Origin of the sequence: Herbiconiux sp. VKM Ac-1786 (assembly GCF_015350805.1) — a bacterium.
Classification (GTDB): domain Bacteria; phylum Actinomycetota; class Actinomycetes; order Actinomycetales; family Microbacteriaceae; genus Herbiconiux.
In genome coordinates this window covers 224,356-242,554 of sequence record NZ_JADKSG010000001.1, presented here as the reverse complement: position 1 = coordinate 242,554, position 18,199 = coordinate 224,356, and the positions used below count along the sequence as shown (strand labels likewise).

Sequence of the window (18,199 nt, the reverse complement as noted above, 5' to 3'; positions counted from 1 at the left end):
CCGAACTAGCCTACATTCCCATCCTGGTCACAGGGTGGGCCGGGTCGTGAACAGAGAGAGCGGATGCTCGGCTACTGCGCCGCGAGGAGCTTCGTGACGCGTTGCAGCGAGGCGGGCTCCACGGTGCCGAGCGGCTGGGCGAAGAGGCCGACGCGGAGCTCCTCGATCAGCCAGCGGGCCCGCACGAGGTGGGGCGGCGAGTGCGGCGCCAGGGGGATGCGGCCGCCGGCGTCCATCAGACGCGCCGTCGCGGTCTGCACCTCGGTCATCCAGGCGCGGTCGCGGGCCGGGTTGTCGGGCAGCATCTCGAGCCGGTAGACGATCGCCGCGAGGTAGCGGGGCAGGTGTCCGAGCCGGGCGAGGCCGGTCGCCGAGACGAAGCCGGGGCGCACGAGGGCGGCCAGCTGCTCGCGGGCGTCGGCGATGGCCGGCAGCAGCGCCATGCTCGTCACCGACTTGATCGCCTTCTCCACGTCGCGCACGCCGCCCAGGATGCGCACGACGGTGGCGACGGTCTGATCCAGCAGCGGGAGCACGGCCTTCGAGAGGCGGTCGCGCACCGCGTCGAACTCCTCCTCCGTCCAGACGAGACCGTCTGGGTGCAGTGCGGTCAGTGCCTCGTCGGCGCACGCCGTCATCGCGTCGTCGAAGAGCGCGTTGACGTTCTGGTACGGGCTCGTCGCGAGCAGCAGCTTCTCGTTCTGGGTGAGGTGCTCCCGCACGTAGGAGGCCGGGCTCGGCACGGCGAGCAGCAGCAGGCGCCGGATGCCCGCGGGCGTCTCCCGGGCCTGCTCCTCAGGGGTCGCCATCAGGCGGAGGGCGACGCCCGTCTTCTCGTCGACGAGGGCCGGATAGGCGCGGATGACGCCGCCGTGCTGGCGGGTGTCGACGTGGTGGGGGAGAGTTCCGAACGACCAGGAGGTGAGCTGCGACCGCTCGCGGAAGGCGCCGGCGGCATCGCCGGCCGAGGTCGGTGCTGCGGGGCCGCTCGCGGCCGCGACGGCGTCGGGGCCCGCGCCGCGTCGGACGCCCTCGACGGAGCCCGGTGCGTCGCCGCGCGAGGTGCGGGCGGGACGGGCATCCGGAACCTGGCGCACCGCGCGCGAGATCGAGGCGCGGGCCGCGTCGGAGAGGGTGCTCTGGAGCTCGACGAGGTCTTTGGAGGCGCCGACGGTGCGTCCGCGCTCGTCGACCACGCGGAAGGTGACGCGGAGGTGCTCGGGGAGCTTCGCCCGGTCGAAGTCGGCGGCCGTGACCGGGGTGTGGGCGAGCTTCGACATGAGGGCGGCGAGGCGGGCGGGGAAGTCGTCTCCCGCGTCGGCGCCCAGGTCGCCGAGTTCGTCGAGCAGCCGCCCGGCCCAGTCGGTGGCGGGCACGAAGTTCACGCGCAGCCGCTTCGGCATCGAGCGGATGAGCGCGGTCACGAGATCGCGCCGCAGCCCCGGCACCTGCGCCTCGAAGCCCTCGGGCTTCAACCGCGGCAGCAGTGCGAGCGGCACGGTGGCCGTCACGCCGTCGTCGGCGGCGCCCGGCTCGAAGCGGTACGACAGCGCCAGCCGCTGGTCGCCCTGCTGCCACTCGGCCGGGAACTCGCTCTCGTCGACGTCGGGCGCACCCTCGGGCAGCAGCGTCTCGACGGTCATCGTGAGCAGCTCGGGGTCGTCGTGGCGGGCCTTCTTCCACCAGCCCTCGAAGCTGCGCTGCGAGACGACGTCGCGCGGGATGCGGGCCTGGTAGAACTCGAACACGGCCTCGTCGTCGAGCAGGATGTCGCGACGACGGCTGCGCTCCTCGAGCTGCTCGAGGTCGCGGCGGAAGGCCCGGTTGGCGCGGTCGAAGGCCTGCTGCGACTCCCACTCGCCCTCGACGAGCGCGTGCCGGATGAAGAGCTCGCGGGCGTACTCGGGGTCGATCCGGGCGAACTGCACGCGGCGGTGCACGACGATCGGCACGCCGAACAGGGTGACGCGCTCGTAGGCGACGGCGGCGCCCTGCTTCTTCTCCCAGTGCGGCTCGGAGTAGCTGCGCTTCACGAGGTCGCCCGCCATCGCCTCGGCCCAGCCGGGGTCGATGGCGGCGTTCATCCGCGCGAACAGGCGGCTGGTCTCGACGAGCTCGGCGCTCATCACGGCCGCGGGCTGCTTCTTCGCCAGCGTCGATCCGGGGAAGATCGAGAACCGGGTCTGGCGGGCGCCGAGGTAGTCGCGCTTGACCTGGTCGCGCAGGCCGATCTGGCTGAGGAGGCCCGAGAGGATCGAGCGGTGGATGCCGTCGGGGTTCACGCTCGGCTCGCCGATCTCGAGCCCGAGGGGCTTGGCGAGCTGGCGCAGCTGGCGGTAGACGTCCTGCCATTCGCGGATGCGCAGGTAGTTCAGGAACTCGGCCTTGCAGAGGCGCCGGAACGCGCTCGAACCGAGCTCGCGCTGCTTCTCCTCGAGGTAGTTCCAGAGGTTCAGCAGGGTGAGGAAGTCGCTGGTCTGGTCGGCGAAGCGGGCATGCAGCTCGTCGGCGCGGCCGCGCTTCTCGAGGGGGCGCTCGCGCGGGTCCTGGATCGTGAGGCCCGCGACGATCGCCAGCACCTCGCGGCTCGTGTTGGTGCGCTTGGACTCGACGACCATGCGGGCGAACCGCGGCTCGATCGGCAGGCGGGCGAGGTCGCGGCCGATCGCCGACAGTCGCGGCTGCTCACCGGCCTTGCCCGCACGCGTCGCGCCGAGCTCGGCGAGCAGATCGAGGCCGTCCTTCACACCCCGCGAGTCGGGCGGCTGCAGGAACGGGAACGACGCGATGTCGCCCAGCCCCAGCGAGATCATCTGCAGGATGACCGCCGCGAGGTTCGTGCGCAGGATCTCCGGGTCGGTAAACTCGGGGCGCCGCGTGTAGTCCTCTTCGGAGTACAGCCGGATCGCGATCCCGTCGCTCGTGCGCCCGCTCCGCCCCGAGCGCTGGTTCGCGCTGGCCTGCGAGATCGGCTCGATCGGCAGCCGCTGCACCTTCGAGCGCACCGAGTAGCGGCTGATGCGCGCGGTTCCGGCATCGATCACGTACTTGATGCCCGGCACCGTGAGGCTCGTCTCGGCGACGTTCGTGGCCAGCACGACACGGCGACGGATGCCCGGGGTGCTGCTCCTCTGGAACACCCGGTGCTGCTCGGCGGCGCTCAACCGCCCGTACAGCGGCAGCACCTCGGTCTGGCCGGCCCCACCGGTCGCGGCGAACTTCCCGCGGAGGGCCTCCTCGGCGTCGCGGATCTCGTTCTCGCCGCTGAGGAAGACGAGCACGTCGCCCGGCTTCTCGCGGGCCAGCTCGTCGAGGGCGTCGCCGATGGCCTCGAAGAGGTCTTTGGGTTCGGAGGGGCGGTCGTCGCCCCGTCCGGCTCGGGGCTTGGGGGTCGCGCGGGGGCGCTCGGGGGCTGCGCCCTCGTCGGCGTCGGTCTCGTCGTAGTCGTCGTCGGCCGGGTCGTCGGCGGGGGCATCCGGAGCCAGCGGGCGGTAGCGCACCTCGACCGGGAAGGTGCGGCCCGAGACCTCGACGATGGGGGCCGGCGTGCCGTCGGGCTCGGCGAAGTGGCGGGCGAAGCTCTCGGGGTCGATCGTGGCGCTCGTGATGATGAGCTTGAGGTCGGGTCGCCGGGGGAGCAGCTGCTTGAGGTAGCCGAGCAGGAAGTCGATGTTGAGGCTGCGCTCGTGGGCCTCGTCGATGATGATCGTGTCGTAGCGGCTGAGCAGCCGGTCGTGGTTCATCTCGTTCAGCAGGATGCCGTCGGTCATCAGCTTGACGCGCGTCTCCTTGCTCGCGCGGTCGGTGAAGCGCACCTGGTAGCCGACGAGCCCGCCGACCTCCTGGCCGAGCTCCTCGGCGATGCGCTCGGCGATCGTGCGGGCGGCGAGGCGGCGGGGCTGGGTGTGGCCGATGTTCTCGCGGCCGAGCTCGAGGCAGATCTTGGGGAGCTGGGTGGTCTTGCCCGATCCGGTCTCGCCGGCGACGATCACGACCTGGTGGGCCTCGATGGCACGCGCGATATCTTCCCGCTTCTGGCTGACGGGCAGCTCGGGGGGGAAGACGATGCGCAGGGGGGCGGCAGACATGAGCCCTCCATCGTACCGCCGCGGGGGGTGGGTGGGGCCGCCCGGCCCGTCAGGCGAGCGCGCGGGCGAAGGTCACGAGCTCGGCGGCCATCGCGGCCGGCTGCCACGAGTGCATCGCGCCCTCGACCGTCTTCTCCCGCGCGCCCGGGATCGCGGCGACGATGCGGGCGGCCGCGAGCGGCATCTGCGGGAACGTCTGGGTGCCGTACACCGCGAGCACCGGCACGTCGATCCCGGGGAAGCCGTCGCCCTCGAGCGCCGCGTTCGCCCACTTCATCGACTGCCCGTCGGCCCGCTCGGTGCGCGCGTTGGCCACGATCGCGGGCCATGCGGGCGAGGCCTTCGCGCCCGCCAGGAACTCGGGCGGCATGTCCCGCATGTAGTGCTCCTTCGCCCGCTCGTCCTCGCCCGCGTCGAGCAGCGCCTCGAAGCCGTCGCTCCACTCGGCGGTGTCGGCGGCGGATTCGCTGAGCGGCGCCTCCCAGAGCACCAGCCCGCTCACCGGCAGGCCGCGCACCGTCGCGGCGAGGGCGATCGAGCAGCCGGAGGAGTGGCCGACGAGCACGGCGCGCCCGTCTTCCGACCCGGTGGCCGCCGCGATCGCCGCCCGCACGGCCTCGAGCTCGCGGTCGAGGTCGAGCACGCCCTCGGCGGCGCTCTCGCCGCGCCCCAGCCGGTCGAACACGAGCGTCGTGAGCCCGTCGGCGGCCGCGAGCTGCGCCGTCTCGGTCGTGACGGCGTCGCCCGCGCGGTACGGCCCCGCGCCGGCGATGAACACGACCGTCGGGCCGCTGCCGTCGCCGTAGCGGTCGAACGCGACGGTGTCGCCCGTGCTGCTCTGGGTGAACTCGGTCATGGCGGCCTCCAACGTCTCGGCCCCGCGGGCCGGCTCCGGATGCGCGGCGGCGCTGCCGCGACGGCTCCAGTCTCGGGCATCCCGGCCCCCGGGTCCACCGCCCGACGTAGGCTCGACGGGTGACCGACCCGAACGCCGACCGCCCCGCCTCCTTCCCCTCCGAGTTCGAGCAGGCACTCGCGTCCTGGCACGAGGCGCGACTGCGGCTCGTCACGGCTCCGCACGGCATCGCCGCGCTCGTCGGGACGCACTGGCTCACCCCCGGCGCGGAGCCTGTCGCCATCGAGGGACTCGACGGCACCTGGCGCGTCGAGGACGGCGACATCGTCGGCGACGACCTGACGATCGAGGAGGGCGGTGAGGTCCTCGTGGGGTCGCTCGTGCTGCGGCACTTCCGCCGCGACGACGAGGTGGCGCTGCGGGTTCTCGACGCGGGGGCGGGCAGCCGGGCATCCGTCGCCGGCATCGACTCGTACATGCCCGATGAGGCATGGGTTCTGGCGGGGCGCTTCGAGCCGGCCGACGAGGGCGCGACGATCGACGTCGAGGAGATCGACGGCTACACCGAGACGAGCGCGCTGGCGGGCACCGTGACGGTCACGATCGGCGGCGACGAGGTGGCGCTGGTCGCGACCGGGCCCCGCACCGGCATGCAGGTCGTGTTCGCCGACGCGACGAGCGGCACCGAGAGCTACCGCTTCCGCTTCCTCAAGCTGCGGGCGGATGGCGGCGCCGGCCCGATCGAGGTCGACTTCAACCGCGCCTACCTGCCGCCTTGCGCGTTCGCCGACTTCTACGTCTGCCCCCTCCCGCCCGCCCAGAACCGCCTCGCGCTGCCCGTGCGCGCGGGCGAGAAGCAGGTGGCCCGCCACTGACCCGATCGAGTTGCCGAAATCCGCCCTGAAACGGCGATTTTGGGGCGGAAAGTGGCAAGTCGATCGGGCCCTGCCCCGTGGTGGCGTCGGCCGGGCGGTGCGAGGGTGGAGGCATGACGAACCGACTCGGGGACGCGATCAGCCCGTACCTGCGCTCGCACGCCGACAATCCGGTCGACTGGTACCCGTGGGGCGAGGAGGCGTTCGCCGCCGCCCGCGAGCGGGACGTGCCCGTGCTGGTGTCGATCGGGTACTCGACGTGCCACTGGTGCCACGTCATGGCGCGCGAGAGCTTCAGCGACCCGGCGCTCGCCGCGTACCTGAACGAGCGGTTCGTGGCGGTCAAGGTCGACCGGGAGGAGCATCCGGAGGTCGACTCGGCGTACCTCGCCGCGGCCGGGGCGTTCACCCAGAACCTGGGGTGGCCGCTGAACGTGTTCGTCACGCCGACGGGGCAGGCGTTCCACGCCGGGACGTATTCGCCGCCGGTGCCGGTGGACGGGCATCCGGCGTTCTCGCAGGTGCTCGCCGCGGTCGACGACGCCTGGACCACCCGCCGCGCCGAGGTCGAGCGCTCGGCCGCGGGGCTCGCCGCGATGCTCGCCGAGGGGCAGGAGCGGCTGCGCGGGCGGGGGGCGGTGGCGGTCGGGGGCGCCGACGCGGGCGCGGGCGCGGTCTCGGCCGAGCAGCTCGCGGCCGTCGTCGCCGAGCTCGGTCAGTACGAGGATGCTCAGCACGGCGGCTTCGGCGGCGCGCCCAAGTTCCCCGTGGCGCCGGTGCTCCGCTTCCTGCTCGAGGTGGGGGCTGGTTCCGGCGACACGGCCACAGGCGCCGCGGCTCTCGCGCTGCGCACCCTCCGCGCGATGACCGCGTCGCCGCTCCGCGACCCCGTCGAGGGCGGCTTCTTCCGCTACGCGACGAAGCGCGACTGGAGCGAGCCCCACTACGAGCGGATGCTCTACGACAACGCCCTCCTGCTCGACGCCCTCACCGCGGCGTGGGCGTCTGCCCCGCACGAGCTCTGGGCGCGCGACGCCGCACTCGGGGTCGCCGGCTTCCTCATCGAGGTGATGCAGCTGCAGTCCGGCGGATTCGCCTCGGCCCAGGACTCCGAGAGCACCGTCGACGGCCACCGCGTCGAGGGCGGCTACTACGCGCTCGACGCCGAGGCCCGCGCCCGTCAGACCCCGCCCGCCCTCGACGAGAAGGTGCTCACCGGCTGGAACGGCCTCGCCATCGGCGCCCTCGCCCAGGCCGCCTTCGTGTTCGACCGTCCCGAGTTCGCCCTGTCCGCCCAGCACGCGGCCGACCACCTGCTCGAGGCGCACGTCACCTCGCCCGCCGGGGAGCCGCCGCGCCTCCTCCGTGCCTCGATCGACGGCCGCGCGTCCACGGCGGTCGCCACCCTCGAGGACTACGGCATGCTCGCCGAGGGCCTCCTCCGCCTCGCCGCCACCACCGGTTCCACGCGCTACGCGACAGCGGGCCGGATGCTCGTGGATGCCGTCCTGGCCGAGGACCCCACCACCCCCGTGTTCGCCGTCCCCGGCGGGGGCGATCCCGTGCTCGGGGCCCAGGGCCTGGCGAGCGAACTGGACCCCTCGGAGGGCGCCTACCCCTCGGGCAACTCCGCCGCCGCCTCCGCGGCGCTCCTCCTGCACGCCCTCACCGCGGACGCGCGCTACCGCGCCGCGGCCCTCCGCGCGGTCGCGCCCCTGGCGGCGGACGCCGTCGCGCAGCCCATCGCCTTCGGCGCCACCCTCGACCTCCTCACCCGGCTCTCCCGCCCCGCCGAGCAGCTCGTGCTCGTCACCCCCGCCCCGTCCGACCCCCTCGACCGCACCCCCGCCCCCGACGCCCCCGACCGCACGCCCTCACCCGACGCCCTCGCCGCCCGCGTCCGCACGTGGCGCGGCGCTGTCGTCGCCCGGGCGACCGACGAGCAGGCGCAGCTCCTCGCCGCCTCCGGCTTCGAGCTCTTCGCCGACCGCGCCACGCGCGACGGCCTCCCGACGGCCTACCTCTGCCGCGACTTCGTCTGCCGCCTCCCGGTCACCGACCCGGCGGCCCTCGCCCGCGACTGACGTCGGTACGGGAGGAGAATCCGCCCTTCGAGCCCCCCACAGGGCCAAGGCCCGGATTCTCCTCCCGTACCGCACCCGCCCGCCGCGGCAACCCGGCACCGACGTAAGCGAGCGAGCGAGCGCGCGCGCGCGTGTAAGCGCACGTCAGCGCCACGTCGGCGCCGCGTCAGCGCGCCCGGCGAGGGTAGGGGCATCCACTACGAAAGGACGCCCCATGACGTACTCCTCCGACTGGGCCGTCGAGGCCCACGGCCTCGTCAAGGTCTTCGGCGACAACCGCGCGGTCGACGGCGTCGACCTGAGCGTGCGCACGGGAACCGTGTACGGCGTGCTCGGCCCGAACGGCGCCGGCAAGACCACCACCATCCGCATGCTCGCCACCCTGCTGAAGCCCGACGGCGGCGAGGCCACCGTGTTCGGCCACGACATCCGCCGCGAACCCCAGATCGTGCGCCAGCTGATCGGCGTCACCGGTCAGTACGCGAGCGTCGACGAGACCCTCTCCGCCACCGAGAACCTCGTGCTCTTCTCCCGCCTCAACGGGCTCAGCCGAGCGGATGCGCGGCGGAAGTCCACCGAGCTGCTCGAGGAGTTCGGCCTCACCGAAGCCGCGAAGCGCCCCCTGAAGAAGTTCTCGGGCGGCATGCGTCGGCGCCTCGACCTGGCGGCGAGCCTGATCTCGCAGCCGCCGCTGATCTTCCTCGACGAGCCGACCACCGGTCTCGACCCGCGCACCCGCGCCCAGATGTGGGACACGATCCGACGCCTGGTCTCGACCGGATCCACCGTGCTGCTCACCACCCAGTACCTCGACGAGGCCGATCAGCTCGCCGACCGCATCGCGGTGATCGACCGCGGGATCGTCGTCGCCGAGGGTACGGCGGGGGAGCTGAAGGCGAGCGTCGGCAGCGCCTCCCTGCTGCTGCGCCTGGCCGACCCGGCGGCGCTCGAGCGGGCGCGGCACGCGGTGCTCGACGTGCTCGGCGTCGAGGCGATGCTCACCCCGGAGGCGGGGCGCATCACCGCGCCGATGAGCGACCCCGACTCGATCACCGACCTGCTCATCCGCCTGCGCGCCGACGGCATCGCCGTCGAGGAGCTCGCGGTGCAGCAGCCCACCCTCGACGAGGTCTTCCTCGCCCTGACGGGCCACACGGCCGGCGACGACGAGCCGAGCGGCGGCGCGACCGGCGCCGAGAACCCGACCCCCGCATCCGGAACCACCCCCGAACTGGAGACCACCCGATGAGCGCGAGCATGAGCACCCTCACCATCACCCCCGGTGCCCAGCGCACCCTCAAGAACCACGTCACGATCGCCCAGACCCTGCGCAACTCGCTCAGCATGGCGGGCCGGGGCCTGATCAAGATCCGCCGCACGCCCGAGCAGCTGATCGACGTCACCGTGCAACCGATCATCTTCACGCTGATGTTCACCTACATCTTCGGCGGGGCGATCGCGGGCAGCGTCGCCGACTACCTGCCGCTGCTGATCCCGGGCATCCTCGTGCAGACGGTCATCACCACCAGCGTCGTCACCGGCGTGCAGCTGCGCGAGGACATGGACAAGGGCGTGTTCGACCGCTTCAAGTCCCTGCCGATCGCCCGCATCGCCCCGCTCGCCGGCGCGCTGCTGGCCGACACCGTGCGCTACGCGATCGCCACCACGCTGACCTTCGTGATGGGCTTCATCATGGGCTACCGCCCGGGCGGCGGGCTCGGCGCGGTGGTCGTGGCCGGCCTACTCGTGATCGCCTGCTCCTGGGCCATCAGCTGGATCTTCGCGTTCTTCGGCGTCATCGCCCGCAGCGCCGCCAGCGTGCAGGGCATCTCGTTCCTCGTGCTGTTCCCGCTGACGTTCCTCTCGAACGCCTTCGTGCCGGTCGACACCCTGCCGCCCGTGCTGCAGTGGTTCGTGAACGTGAACCCGGTGTCGCACCTCGTGACGGCGGTGCGCGACCTGGCCAACACCGCGACGTTCACCTCCGACGCCTGGATCTCGCTGCTCGGCGCCGCGATCATCGTCGCGATCTTCGCGCCCCTCACGGTGCGCGCCTACATGAAGAAGGCCTGAGGCCAGAGGCCAGACGCTCAGACCTCGGCCTGGTCCGTCCAGGCCCACGACCACGGCCCGGGTGCGCGCAGCAGTTCCGCCGCACGCCCGGGCCGCTCGTCGTGCCCGAGCAGGGCAGCGGATGCCCGGGCCGACGCCACCGCGTCCTCACCCACCAGTGCCGCGAAGCGCGCCACCATCGGCGCGATGTGCAGGCCCGGGTTGTCCTGGCGCGCCCCCATCGTCTCGGCGAGCGCCAGCAGCTCGAGCGCGAGCGACGCGCCCAGGGACCCGACTCCGGCCGCCCACGCCGCGAGCCCCACGAGCGAGGCACCGAGCACGGGACGGTCGACGTACACGCCCGCCGGCCGCAGGCTCGCGAGGGTGCGCGAGCGCAGGCGCCGCGCCATCCGGCGCTGCTCCTCGACGGTTCCCGTGCCGTCGACGACGAGGGCGCCGAGCACGCTCGACAGCGCCAACCGGAACCAGGGCGACGACCGCCCGCGCGGCACGTCGAAGCTCGCGAGCGCCCTCCGGTTCTCCTCGGCCGCCTGCTCGACGAGGCCGCGGGCGCGCAGCACCTCGGCGAGTCCGGCCCGGCCGATCGACGCGACGTCGACGCCGTCGGCCCGCCCGGGATCGGCGGCCAGTCGCTCGAACAGCACGGCGGCCTCGTCGAGCGCGCCCACGCCGATGTCGTTCGCCGCGATCACCCACTCGAGCTGCCGCACGTCGTCGCTCGCGCCGACGGCGCTCATGCTCGTCCGGGCGCGCACGGCCCAGCGCAGCGCCTCGGCGGGCTCGGCGTTCTGGCTGTGCAGCTGGGCGAGCATCTGCGCCGCCATGCCCGCACCCCAGGTGTCGCCGAGCGAGTCGGCGAGCGACGCGGCCCGTCGCGCCGTCGTGATCGCCTCGGGGTACCGGCCCGCGTTCTCGGCCGCGAGGCTCGCGACGAGGCTGCCGATCAGGGCGGTCGGCCGGTCGGCCGAGGAGCGGGCGCGGTCGATGGCGGCCTCCAGGCGAGCGGCGTCGCCGATCGCCAGGGCGATCTCCGCCATGGCGGCCAGTCGCGGCTCGGTCACCGGATGCGCGGCCAGCACCCGGCGCACCCGAGACAGCACCCGGTACGCCGCCCGCTGCTGCCCCACCAGCTGCGTCACGGCGATCAGGATCAGCGACAGCACGGTGCTCCCCGCGCGCTCCGCCGTCGGATCGTAGCGGCGCACGCTCTCGAACACCGGCGCGGCGAACGCCAGCACCTCGGAGTGCGTCCCGCGCAACGACCAGTACCAGGCCAGCAGCGCGAACACCGACACCACGACGTCGGGACGACCGGCGTCGACCGCGCGGCGCAGCACGTCGATGAGGTTGTCCTCCTCGGCGGCGACCTCGCGGAGCGCCGCCACCTGTCCGCTCCCGTTCAGCCGGGGCAGCAGGCGCTCGCCGAAGGCGTCGGCCCAGGCGAACAGGGCGTCCTGCACCTCGGCCCGGAGCGCACCGCGCTCGAGCTGCAGCCGTCCGAACTCACGGACGGTCTCGAGCATCCGGAACCGCAGCCCGCCGGCCGTGCCGCCGCCTGCCGCCCCGGCCCCAGCGCCGCCGCCTGCGGCCCCGCCGACAGCCCCGACCACCGCACCGCCTGCAGCCCTGCCCGCGACCCCGCCCGCCGCGTCGATGTCAGCGACCGCCGGCTCGCTCAGCACGACGAGCGACTGCGCCACGAGCCCGTCGAGCGCGTCGTCGACGCCCGGCCCGACGACCGCGCGGGCCGCGTCGCCGCTGAAGCCGTCGGCGAACTCCGAGAGCCGGGCGAGGGCGCGCTGCTCGTCGGCGCCGAGCAGGTTCCAGCTCCACTCGATCACGGCGAGCAGCGTGCGGTGCCGCTCGGGGGCCGTGCGGTCGCTGCCCGTCAGCAGGGCGAAGCGGTTGCCGAGCCGGCGTTCGATCTCGTCGAGCGACAGCGAGCGGATGCGCGCCGCCGCCAGCTCGATCGCCAGCGGCAGCCCGTCGAGTCGCTCGCAGAGCCGCGCGACGGTGGCGGGGTCGAGGGCGGCGTCGGGGCGGGCGGCGGTGGCACGATCGAGGAAGAGCTGCACGGCGGGATCGGCCTCGGGCTGATCGGTGCCGGAAGCCCCGAGCGGCTGCAGTGCGTACACGCGCTCGCTCGAGATGCTGAGCGGCGTGCGGCTCGTCGTCAGCACGGTCAGGGCGGGCAGCTCGGCGGTCAGCTCGGCCACCCAGCCGGCGGCCGCGTCGATCAGGTGCTCGCAGTTGTCGACGACGAGCAGCGTGCGGCGCTCGGCCAGCCGGTCCAGGATGCGCATGCGGAGGTCGGCGCGCACCCGCTGGTCGCCCATCCGCCGTGAGGTGCCGAGCTCCCGGATGCCCAGGGCCGACGCCAGCGCGAACACGACGTCCTCGGCGCTGCGCACGCTCGCGAGCTCCACGACGACGACCGCGCCGAACGCCCCGACGGACCTTGCCGCCACCTCGTGCGCCAGCCGCGTCTTGCCGAGCCCGCCCGGCCCGAGGATCGTCGTCACGCGCGCCTGCTGCAGTAGCGCGAGCACGGCCTGCACCGCGTCCTCGCGTCCCACCAAGGCGTTGGGCGCCGCCCGGATGCCCCGGGCGAACGGTGCGGCGGTGCCGGGCGCGTCCGTCGCCGATGCCGCCGCAGACGCCGGCGTGGCCGTCGCCGCGGCCGGGGGCTGCTCCGCGCGGTCGAGCAGCTCGAGGTTCAGGGCCTGGAGCTCGGGCGAGGGGCTGGTTCCGAAGGCGTCCTGCACCCGTTCGCGATACTGCGCGAAGGCGGCGACCGCCTCCGTTCCGCGGCCCTGCCTGTCGAGCGCCCTCATCAGGAGGAGCTGGGCGTGGTCGTCGAAGGGCGCCCGGGCGGCGAGCCTGCGAGCGGCGGCCTCGGCGTCGGCGGCGAGGCCGAGGGCGAGCGCGGCGGCCGCGGCGGTCGAATCCAGGGCCGCGGCCACCTCGTCGGCAGCGCTCGCGAGTGCATCGGCGAGCTCGCCCGGATCGAGGTCGGCGCCCGAAGTGCCGCGCCACAGCGCGGCGGCCTCGCAGGCTATCCGGGCCGCGTCCTCGGGGGCGCCTCCCGCCAGGGCCTGCGCTGCCCGCGCCGCCTCGGCTCGCGCTTCGCCGAGGTCGGTGCCGACCCCCAGCCGGTATCCCGACGCGGTCGACTCGATCACGCCGTCACCGAACGCGGATCGCAGCCGCGACACCAGCGCCTGCAGTGCCCCCCGCGCGGATCGCGGCGGCTCGTCGCCCCACACCTCGTCGATCAGCGCCTCGACGCCCACGGCCCGCCCGGCGGCGAGCGCCAGCACCACGAGCACCGCCTTGGCCCGGCGCCCCGACGGCTCGACCCACACCCCGCCGCGCCCCACGGCCACCGGCCCGAGCACCCCCACGACCGCCGCTGCACCCCGATCGCTCACGCGCACAGCCTACTTTCCCCGCCACCACGCCTGCCGCGCCCCGCAGCACGTCGGCACGGGAGGAGAATGGCGGCCATATCCTCCGGGGAGCGCCATCGCCGCGATTCTCCTCCCGTACCGACGCCCGGTGGGGCATCCGACGGGCAGCACGAGCGCCGACGGTCAGGTGAGCAGCGCGACCGCGGCGGTCAGGTGAGCAGCGCGACCGCGCCGAGCGAGAGCGCCGCGATCAGCGCCCACGATGCCAGCCCCACGATGAGCGCGCGCCAGCCGGTGCGGGCCAGGCGCGCGAAGCGGATGCTCGTGCCGAGCGCGAACAGCGCCACCGCGAAGAGGGCGTTCTGCGCGACGTCGGCGACGTCCAGCAGTGTGGTCGCCACGGGTGCCGCGACCAGCGGCAGCAGGAGGGTGCGCACCAGCACCGCCGCGAGGAAACCCGCGACGAACAGCGGCACGAGCGCGGGGCGGGCGGCCGGGGTGACGGCGGCGCGGGCATCCGCTCGTCTCGTCACGAGGGAGACACCGGCGACCATGGGTGCCAGCGTCAGCACCCGCGTGAGCTTCACGACGACGGCGACGGCGAGCGCCGTGGGGCCCGCGATCTGGGCGGTGGCGACGACCTGGCCGACGTCGTGCACGCTGAGACCGACCCAGAGTCCGAACTGCTCGGGGGAGAGGCCGAGCGGGAAGCGGAGCACCGGGAGCACCGCGATCGCGAGCGTGCCGCAGAGGGTGACGAGGGCGACGGGGGTGGCGGTCTCCTCCTCGTCGCTGCGGGTGACCGCGCTGATGGCGCCGATCGCCGAGGCGCCGCAGATCGAGAAGCCCGCGGCGATCAGCACGGGCTGGTGGCCCGGCAGCCGGAGCAGGCGGCCGAGACCGAAGGTGGCGACGAAGGTGATGAGCACGATCGCGACGATCGCGAGCACTGTGGGCCAGCCGAGCGCCGCGATGTCGACGAGGCTGAGCTTGAGGCCGAGCAGCACGATGCCGATGCGCAGCAGGCGCCGCGACGACAGGCCGAGGCCGGGCTTCAGCACGCCGTCGAGCAGTCGCTGGGCGGGCGGGAGCTGGCCCACGACGATCCCGAGCACGACCGCGATCGTGAGCAGCGGCACGGCGGGCAGTGCGAGGTGTAGCGCGAGGGCGACGAGCGCCGCGGCGGCGGCGACCAGGATGCCAGGCAGCACCCGTCGAAGCAGGTCGGGCGCCCGACCGGCGGGCGGCGCGCTCATGTCAGCGCCAGCTCGGCAGCCAGTAGTGCAGGCTGAGGAACCAGGCGGGCACGGGCATCCCGACCCACACCGGGTAGAACCACGCGCTCACCAGCACGCAGATCACGAGGAACGCCCCGACGATCGCCAGTGCCCGGGTGCGCTGCGGGCGTGGATCGGCCCGCGAACCGAGCGCCAGCCCGATCACCATCGTCAGCCCGAGGATCATGTAGGGCTCGAACGCGATCGTGTAGAACTGGAACACCGTGCGGCCCGTGTACATCAGCCACGGCAGGTAGCCGGCGACCATTCCCATCAGCACCAGCCCGACCTGCCACTCGCGGCGGCGCACCAGGCGGTACACGAGGTAGAACAGAGCGGCCGTCGCGCACCACCAGATGATCGGGTTGGCGATCGAGGTGATGTTCTCGTAGCAGGTGGTTCCGCCGCAGACGGAGTCGTCGACCTGCGCCACGTACATCTGCGTCGGCCGGATCAGGAAGAGCCAGGTCAGCGGGTTCGCCGCGTAGGGGTGGGGCGAGTTCTCGCCCACGTGGTACTGGTAGATCGCCACCTCGAGGTGCCAGAAGTTCTGCACGGCCAGCGGCACCCAGCTGAGGGCGCCGGTCCATTCGCCGCCCGAGGTCTGGGCCCAGGTGCGGTACATGCCGCCGGTGGTGGCGAACCAGCCGATCCAGGTGGTGAGGTAGGTGACGACGGCGAGCGGCACGAGCAGGATCGCCGTGACCGGGCCCTGCTTCAGCACCGCGGCGCTGAACCAGAACGGCAGGCCGAGCCGGCGGCGGGCGAGGGCGTCGACGACGATCAGGTAGACGCCGAACGCGGCGAGGAAATAGAGGCCGCTCCACTTCACCGAGGAGGCGGCGCCGAACGCGACCGCCGCGGCGAGCACCCAGGGGCGCCACCAGATCGCGGGGCCCCAGGTGGCATTCTCTTTCCCATTCAGCGCCGCGGCCAGCCTGCGCTCGTGCCAGGCCCGGTCGAGCAGCACCGCTCCGAAGCCGAGCAGCAGGAACAGCGACGACAGCCCGTCGAGGATGCCCACCCGGCTCATCACGATCGCGTGCCCGTCGATCGCCAGCAGGAACCCGGCGATCACGCCGAGCAGCGTCGAGCGGGTCAGCTTCACCGCGATCAGCGTCGTCAGCAGCACCAGCAGGATGCCCGCCACCGCCACCGAGATGCGCCACCCCGTCGAGTCGCCGGGGCCGAAGAGCTCCATGCCGGCGCCGATGATCCACTTGCCGAGGGGCGGATGCACGGCGAACGAGCCCATCGTCTGGAAGATGTCGGTCTCGCCGGCGTTGAACCGCGTGTCGGCGTCGGCCGGCCAGGTGGCCTCGTAGCCGAGGTTCCAGGTGGCCCAGGCATCCTTGACGTAGAAGGTCTCGTCGAAGACGAGGCTGTGCGGATGGCCGAGGTTCACCAGACGCAGCACGGCGGCGAGCAGGGTGACTGCGATCGGGCCGCCCCAGCGCCAGGCGCGCTCGCGGGCGGGGGTGGCCAGGAGGCGGAGCCACCAGTCGTCGAGGCGGGATCCGGTGCGGACGGGGAGCGCGGGCTCGGCGGGGGCGTCGGTAGTGTCGGCGGCGGTGGCCACGGCTGCGGCCGGCGCGTCGGCTGCGGCGCGAGCATCCTGAGCCTCGTGCGCGTCGGGGGGCGGGGACGGCGCGGTCGTCGGCTCCTCGGTGCTCACCGGGCAATGCTAACGGTGGCGACCCGGGTGCGCCGTGCAGGCTGGGAGACTGGGGGCATGCTCATCCTCGCCGCCACGCCCATCGGCAACCTCAAGGACGCCTCGGCCCGGCTCGTCGAGCTGCTCGAGTCGGCCGAGGTGATCGCCGCCGAGGACACGCGCGTCACCGTCAAGCTGCTGCGCGGCCTCGGCATCGAGAACCGTCCGCGCCTGCTGCCGCTGCACGAGCACAACGAGCGCGAGAAGGCGGCGTCGCTCGTCGAGCTCGCCCGCGACGGCGAACTCGTGCTGCTCTCCGACGCGGGGATGCCCACCGTCTCCGACCCCGGCTACCTGCTCGTCTCGGCCGCGATCGCCGCCGACGTGCCGGTCACCGTCATCCCCGGGCCGTCGGCGGTCGTCACCGCCCTCGCCCTCTCGGGGCTGCCGACCGACCGCTTCACCTTCGAGGGCTTCCTGCCCCGCAAGCGCGGCGACCGTCTCAGCACGTTCAGGATGCTCGCCCGCGAGCCCCGGACGATGGTGTTCTTCGAGTCCCCGAACCGCCTCGCCGAGTCGCTGACCGACCTCGCCTCGGTGCTCGGCGACGACCGCCGGGTGGCCGTGGTGCGCGAGCTGACGAAGCTCTACGAGGAGGCACGCCGGGGCACCGCCGCCGAGCTGGTCACCTGGGCGGCCGGTGGGGTGAAGGGCGAGATCGTGATCGTCGTGGCGGGGGCGCCGGCGCTCGCCGCCGATCTGCCGACGGCGCTCGCCGAGGTGCAGTCGCTCGTCGCGTCGGGCACGCGGCTGAAAGAGGCGACCGTCGCGGTCGCCGAGGCGACCGGGCTGTCGCGCCGCGACCTCTACGAGGCGGCGCTGGCGGCGAAGCGGCCCTGACGCGCGTGCCCGTCCACCCCCGTGCGGGGCGAGGACGGACGGGGTAGGCAGGGACGCATGGCTTCAGCAGTGCGATTCCAGACGTTCGGCGGCACCGAGGTGCTCGAGGTGGTCGACGTCGACCGGCCCGAGCCCGGCCCCGGCGAGGTGCGTGTCGAGGTCGTCGCCTCGTCGATCAACCCCGGCGAGGCGGCCATCCGCGAGGGACGGCTGGAGGAGATCTTCCCCACGACCCTCCCGAGCGGCGAGGGCAGCGACCTCGCCGGCCGCGTTCAGTCCACGGGCCCGGGCGTCACCGGCGTCGAGGCCGGTGACGAGGTCGTCGGCTTCAGCGACCGCCGCGGCGCCCACGCGACCCACACCGTCGTGCCGGCCGAGAACCTCGTGCCGAAGCCGGCCGGGGTCACCTGGGAGGAGGCCGCCACGCTCTACGTCGCCGGCACCACCGCGGTCGCCGCGGTGCGGGCCGTCGGGGTCGCGTCCGGTGAGACCCTCGTCGTCGCGGGCGCCACGGGCGGTGTCGGCCTGTTCGCCGTGCAGCTGGCCCGGCTCGCCGGAGCCCGCGTCATCGGCCTCGCCCGTCGCGACGACCACCGCCTGCTCGAGGAGCTCGGCGTCGAGGCGGTCGAGTACGGCGATGCCGCCCTGGAGCGCCTCCGCGAGCTCGCCCCCGACGGCGTCGACGCCTTCATCGACACTGCGGGCCGCGGCTCGGTCGACCTGGCGCTCGCCCTGGGAGTCGCGCCCGAGCGCATCGACACGGTCGCCGACCCGGCGGCGGCGGCGCGGGGCGTGAAGACCGAGGGCAACGCCCAGGGCGGCGGCGCACCGACGCTGGCGCGGCTCGCCGAGCTCGTCGCCGAGGGCGCCCTCCGCGTGGTGATCGACACCGTCTACCCGCTCCAGCGCGTGGCCGAGGCCTACGAGCACCTCGCGACGCGGCACGTCGCCGGCAAGATCGTGCTGCGCATGGAGTAGGGCT

Annotated in this window: 11 protein-coding genes; 6 read left to right on the top strand and 5 right to left on the bottom strand. The window is 73.8% G+C overall.

Annotation, left to right across the window (positions count from 1 at the left end):
- Positions 1-71: 71 nt before the first annotated feature.
- Both hrpA and ITJ64_RS01110 read right to left on the bottom strand, forming a co-directional pair.
- Positions 72-4,088 (bottom strand): ATP-dependent RNA helicase HrpA, encoded by a 4,017-nt coding sequence (gene hrpA, locus ITJ64_RS01115; protein ID WP_194678926.1) that lies wholly within the window; start codon positions 4,086-4,088, stop codon positions 72-74.
- 49 nt (positions 4,089-4,137) lie between these two features.
- On the bottom strand, positions 4,138-4,944 hold the full coding sequence (locus ITJ64_RS01110) for an alpha/beta fold hydrolase (RefSeq protein WP_194678925.1): 807 nt from the start codon (positions 4,942-4,944) through the stop codon (positions 4,138-4,140).
- 119 nt (positions 4,945-5,063) lie between these two features.
- Between ITJ64_RS01110 and ITJ64_RS19220 the strand changes: the two genes are divergently transcribed.
- From ITJ64_RS19220 to ITJ64_RS01090, 4 genes are all read left to right on the top strand, one after another.
- The gene (locus ITJ64_RS19220) at positions 5,064-5,819 is read left to right on the top strand and encodes a DUF1684 domain-containing protein (RefSeq protein WP_194678924.1); all 756 of its coding nucleotides are present in this window, start codon (positions 5,064-5,066) and stop codon (positions 5,817-5,819) included.
- A gap of 113 nt (positions 5,820-5,932) precedes the next feature.
- The gene (locus ITJ64_RS01100) at positions 5,933-7,903 is read left to right on the top strand and encodes a thioredoxin domain-containing protein (protein WP_194678923.1); all 1,971 of its coding nucleotides are present in this window, start codon (positions 5,933-5,935) and stop codon (positions 7,901-7,903) included.
- A gap of 214 nt (positions 7,904-8,117) precedes the next feature.
- Positions 8,118-9,152 carry an ATP-binding cassette domain-containing protein gene (locus ITJ64_RS01095; RefSeq protein WP_194678922.1) on the top strand — a complete coding sequence of 345 codons (1,035 nt, stop codon included), beginning with the start codon at positions 8,118-8,120 and terminating at the stop codon, positions 9,150-9,152.
- An 8-nt stretch (positions 9,153-9,160) separates the two neighbouring features.
- The gene (locus ITJ64_RS01090; RefSeq protein WP_194678921.1) at positions 9,161-9,976 is read left to right on the top strand and encodes an ABC transporter permease; all 816 of its coding nucleotides are present in this window, start codon (positions 9,161-9,163) and stop codon (positions 9,974-9,976) included.
- Between the two features lie 17 nt (positions 9,977-9,993).
- Here the strand turns inward: ITJ64_RS01090 and ITJ64_RS01085 are convergent, their stop codons facing one another.
- From ITJ64_RS01085 to ITJ64_RS01075, 3 genes are all read right to left on the bottom strand, one after another.
- Positions 9,994-13,407 carry a BTAD domain-containing putative transcriptional regulator gene (locus ITJ64_RS01085; RefSeq protein ID WP_194678920.1) on the bottom strand — a complete coding sequence of 1,138 codons (3,414 nt, stop codon included), beginning with the start codon at positions 13,405-13,407 and terminating at the stop codon, positions 9,994-9,996.
- A gap of 188 nt (positions 13,408-13,595) precedes the next feature.
- Entirely contained in the window at positions 13,596-14,642 is a 1,047-nt protein-coding gene (locus tag ITJ64_RS01080; protein ID WP_194678919.1) for a YeiH family protein, read from the bottom strand.
- A gap of 1 nt (position 14,643) precedes the next feature.
- Complete coding sequence (locus ITJ64_RS01075) at positions 14,644-16,338, bottom strand: dolichyl-phosphate-mannose--protein mannosyltransferase (protein ID WP_370544980.1); 1,695 nt, start codon at positions 16,336-16,338, stop codon at positions 14,644-14,646.
- A 57-nt stretch (positions 16,339-16,395) separates the two neighbouring features.
- Here ITJ64_RS01075 and rsmI point away from each other — a divergent pair, with 57 nt between their 5' ends.
- Together rsmI and ITJ64_RS01065 are read left to right on the top strand one after the other, a co-directional pair.
- A complete protein-coding gene (rsmI, locus tag ITJ64_RS01070) occupies positions 16,396-17,217 on the top strand; it encodes a 16S rRNA (cytidine(1402)-2'-O)-methyltransferase (protein WP_194678918.1) in 822 nt (273 codons plus the stop codon).
- Positions 17,218-17,274: 57 nt separating this feature from the next.
- A complete protein-coding gene (locus tag ITJ64_RS01065) occupies positions 17,275-18,195 on the top strand; it encodes an NADP-dependent oxidoreductase (RefSeq protein WP_194678917.1) in 921 nt (306 codons plus the stop codon).
- Positions 18,196-18,199: the final 4 nt, after the last annotated feature.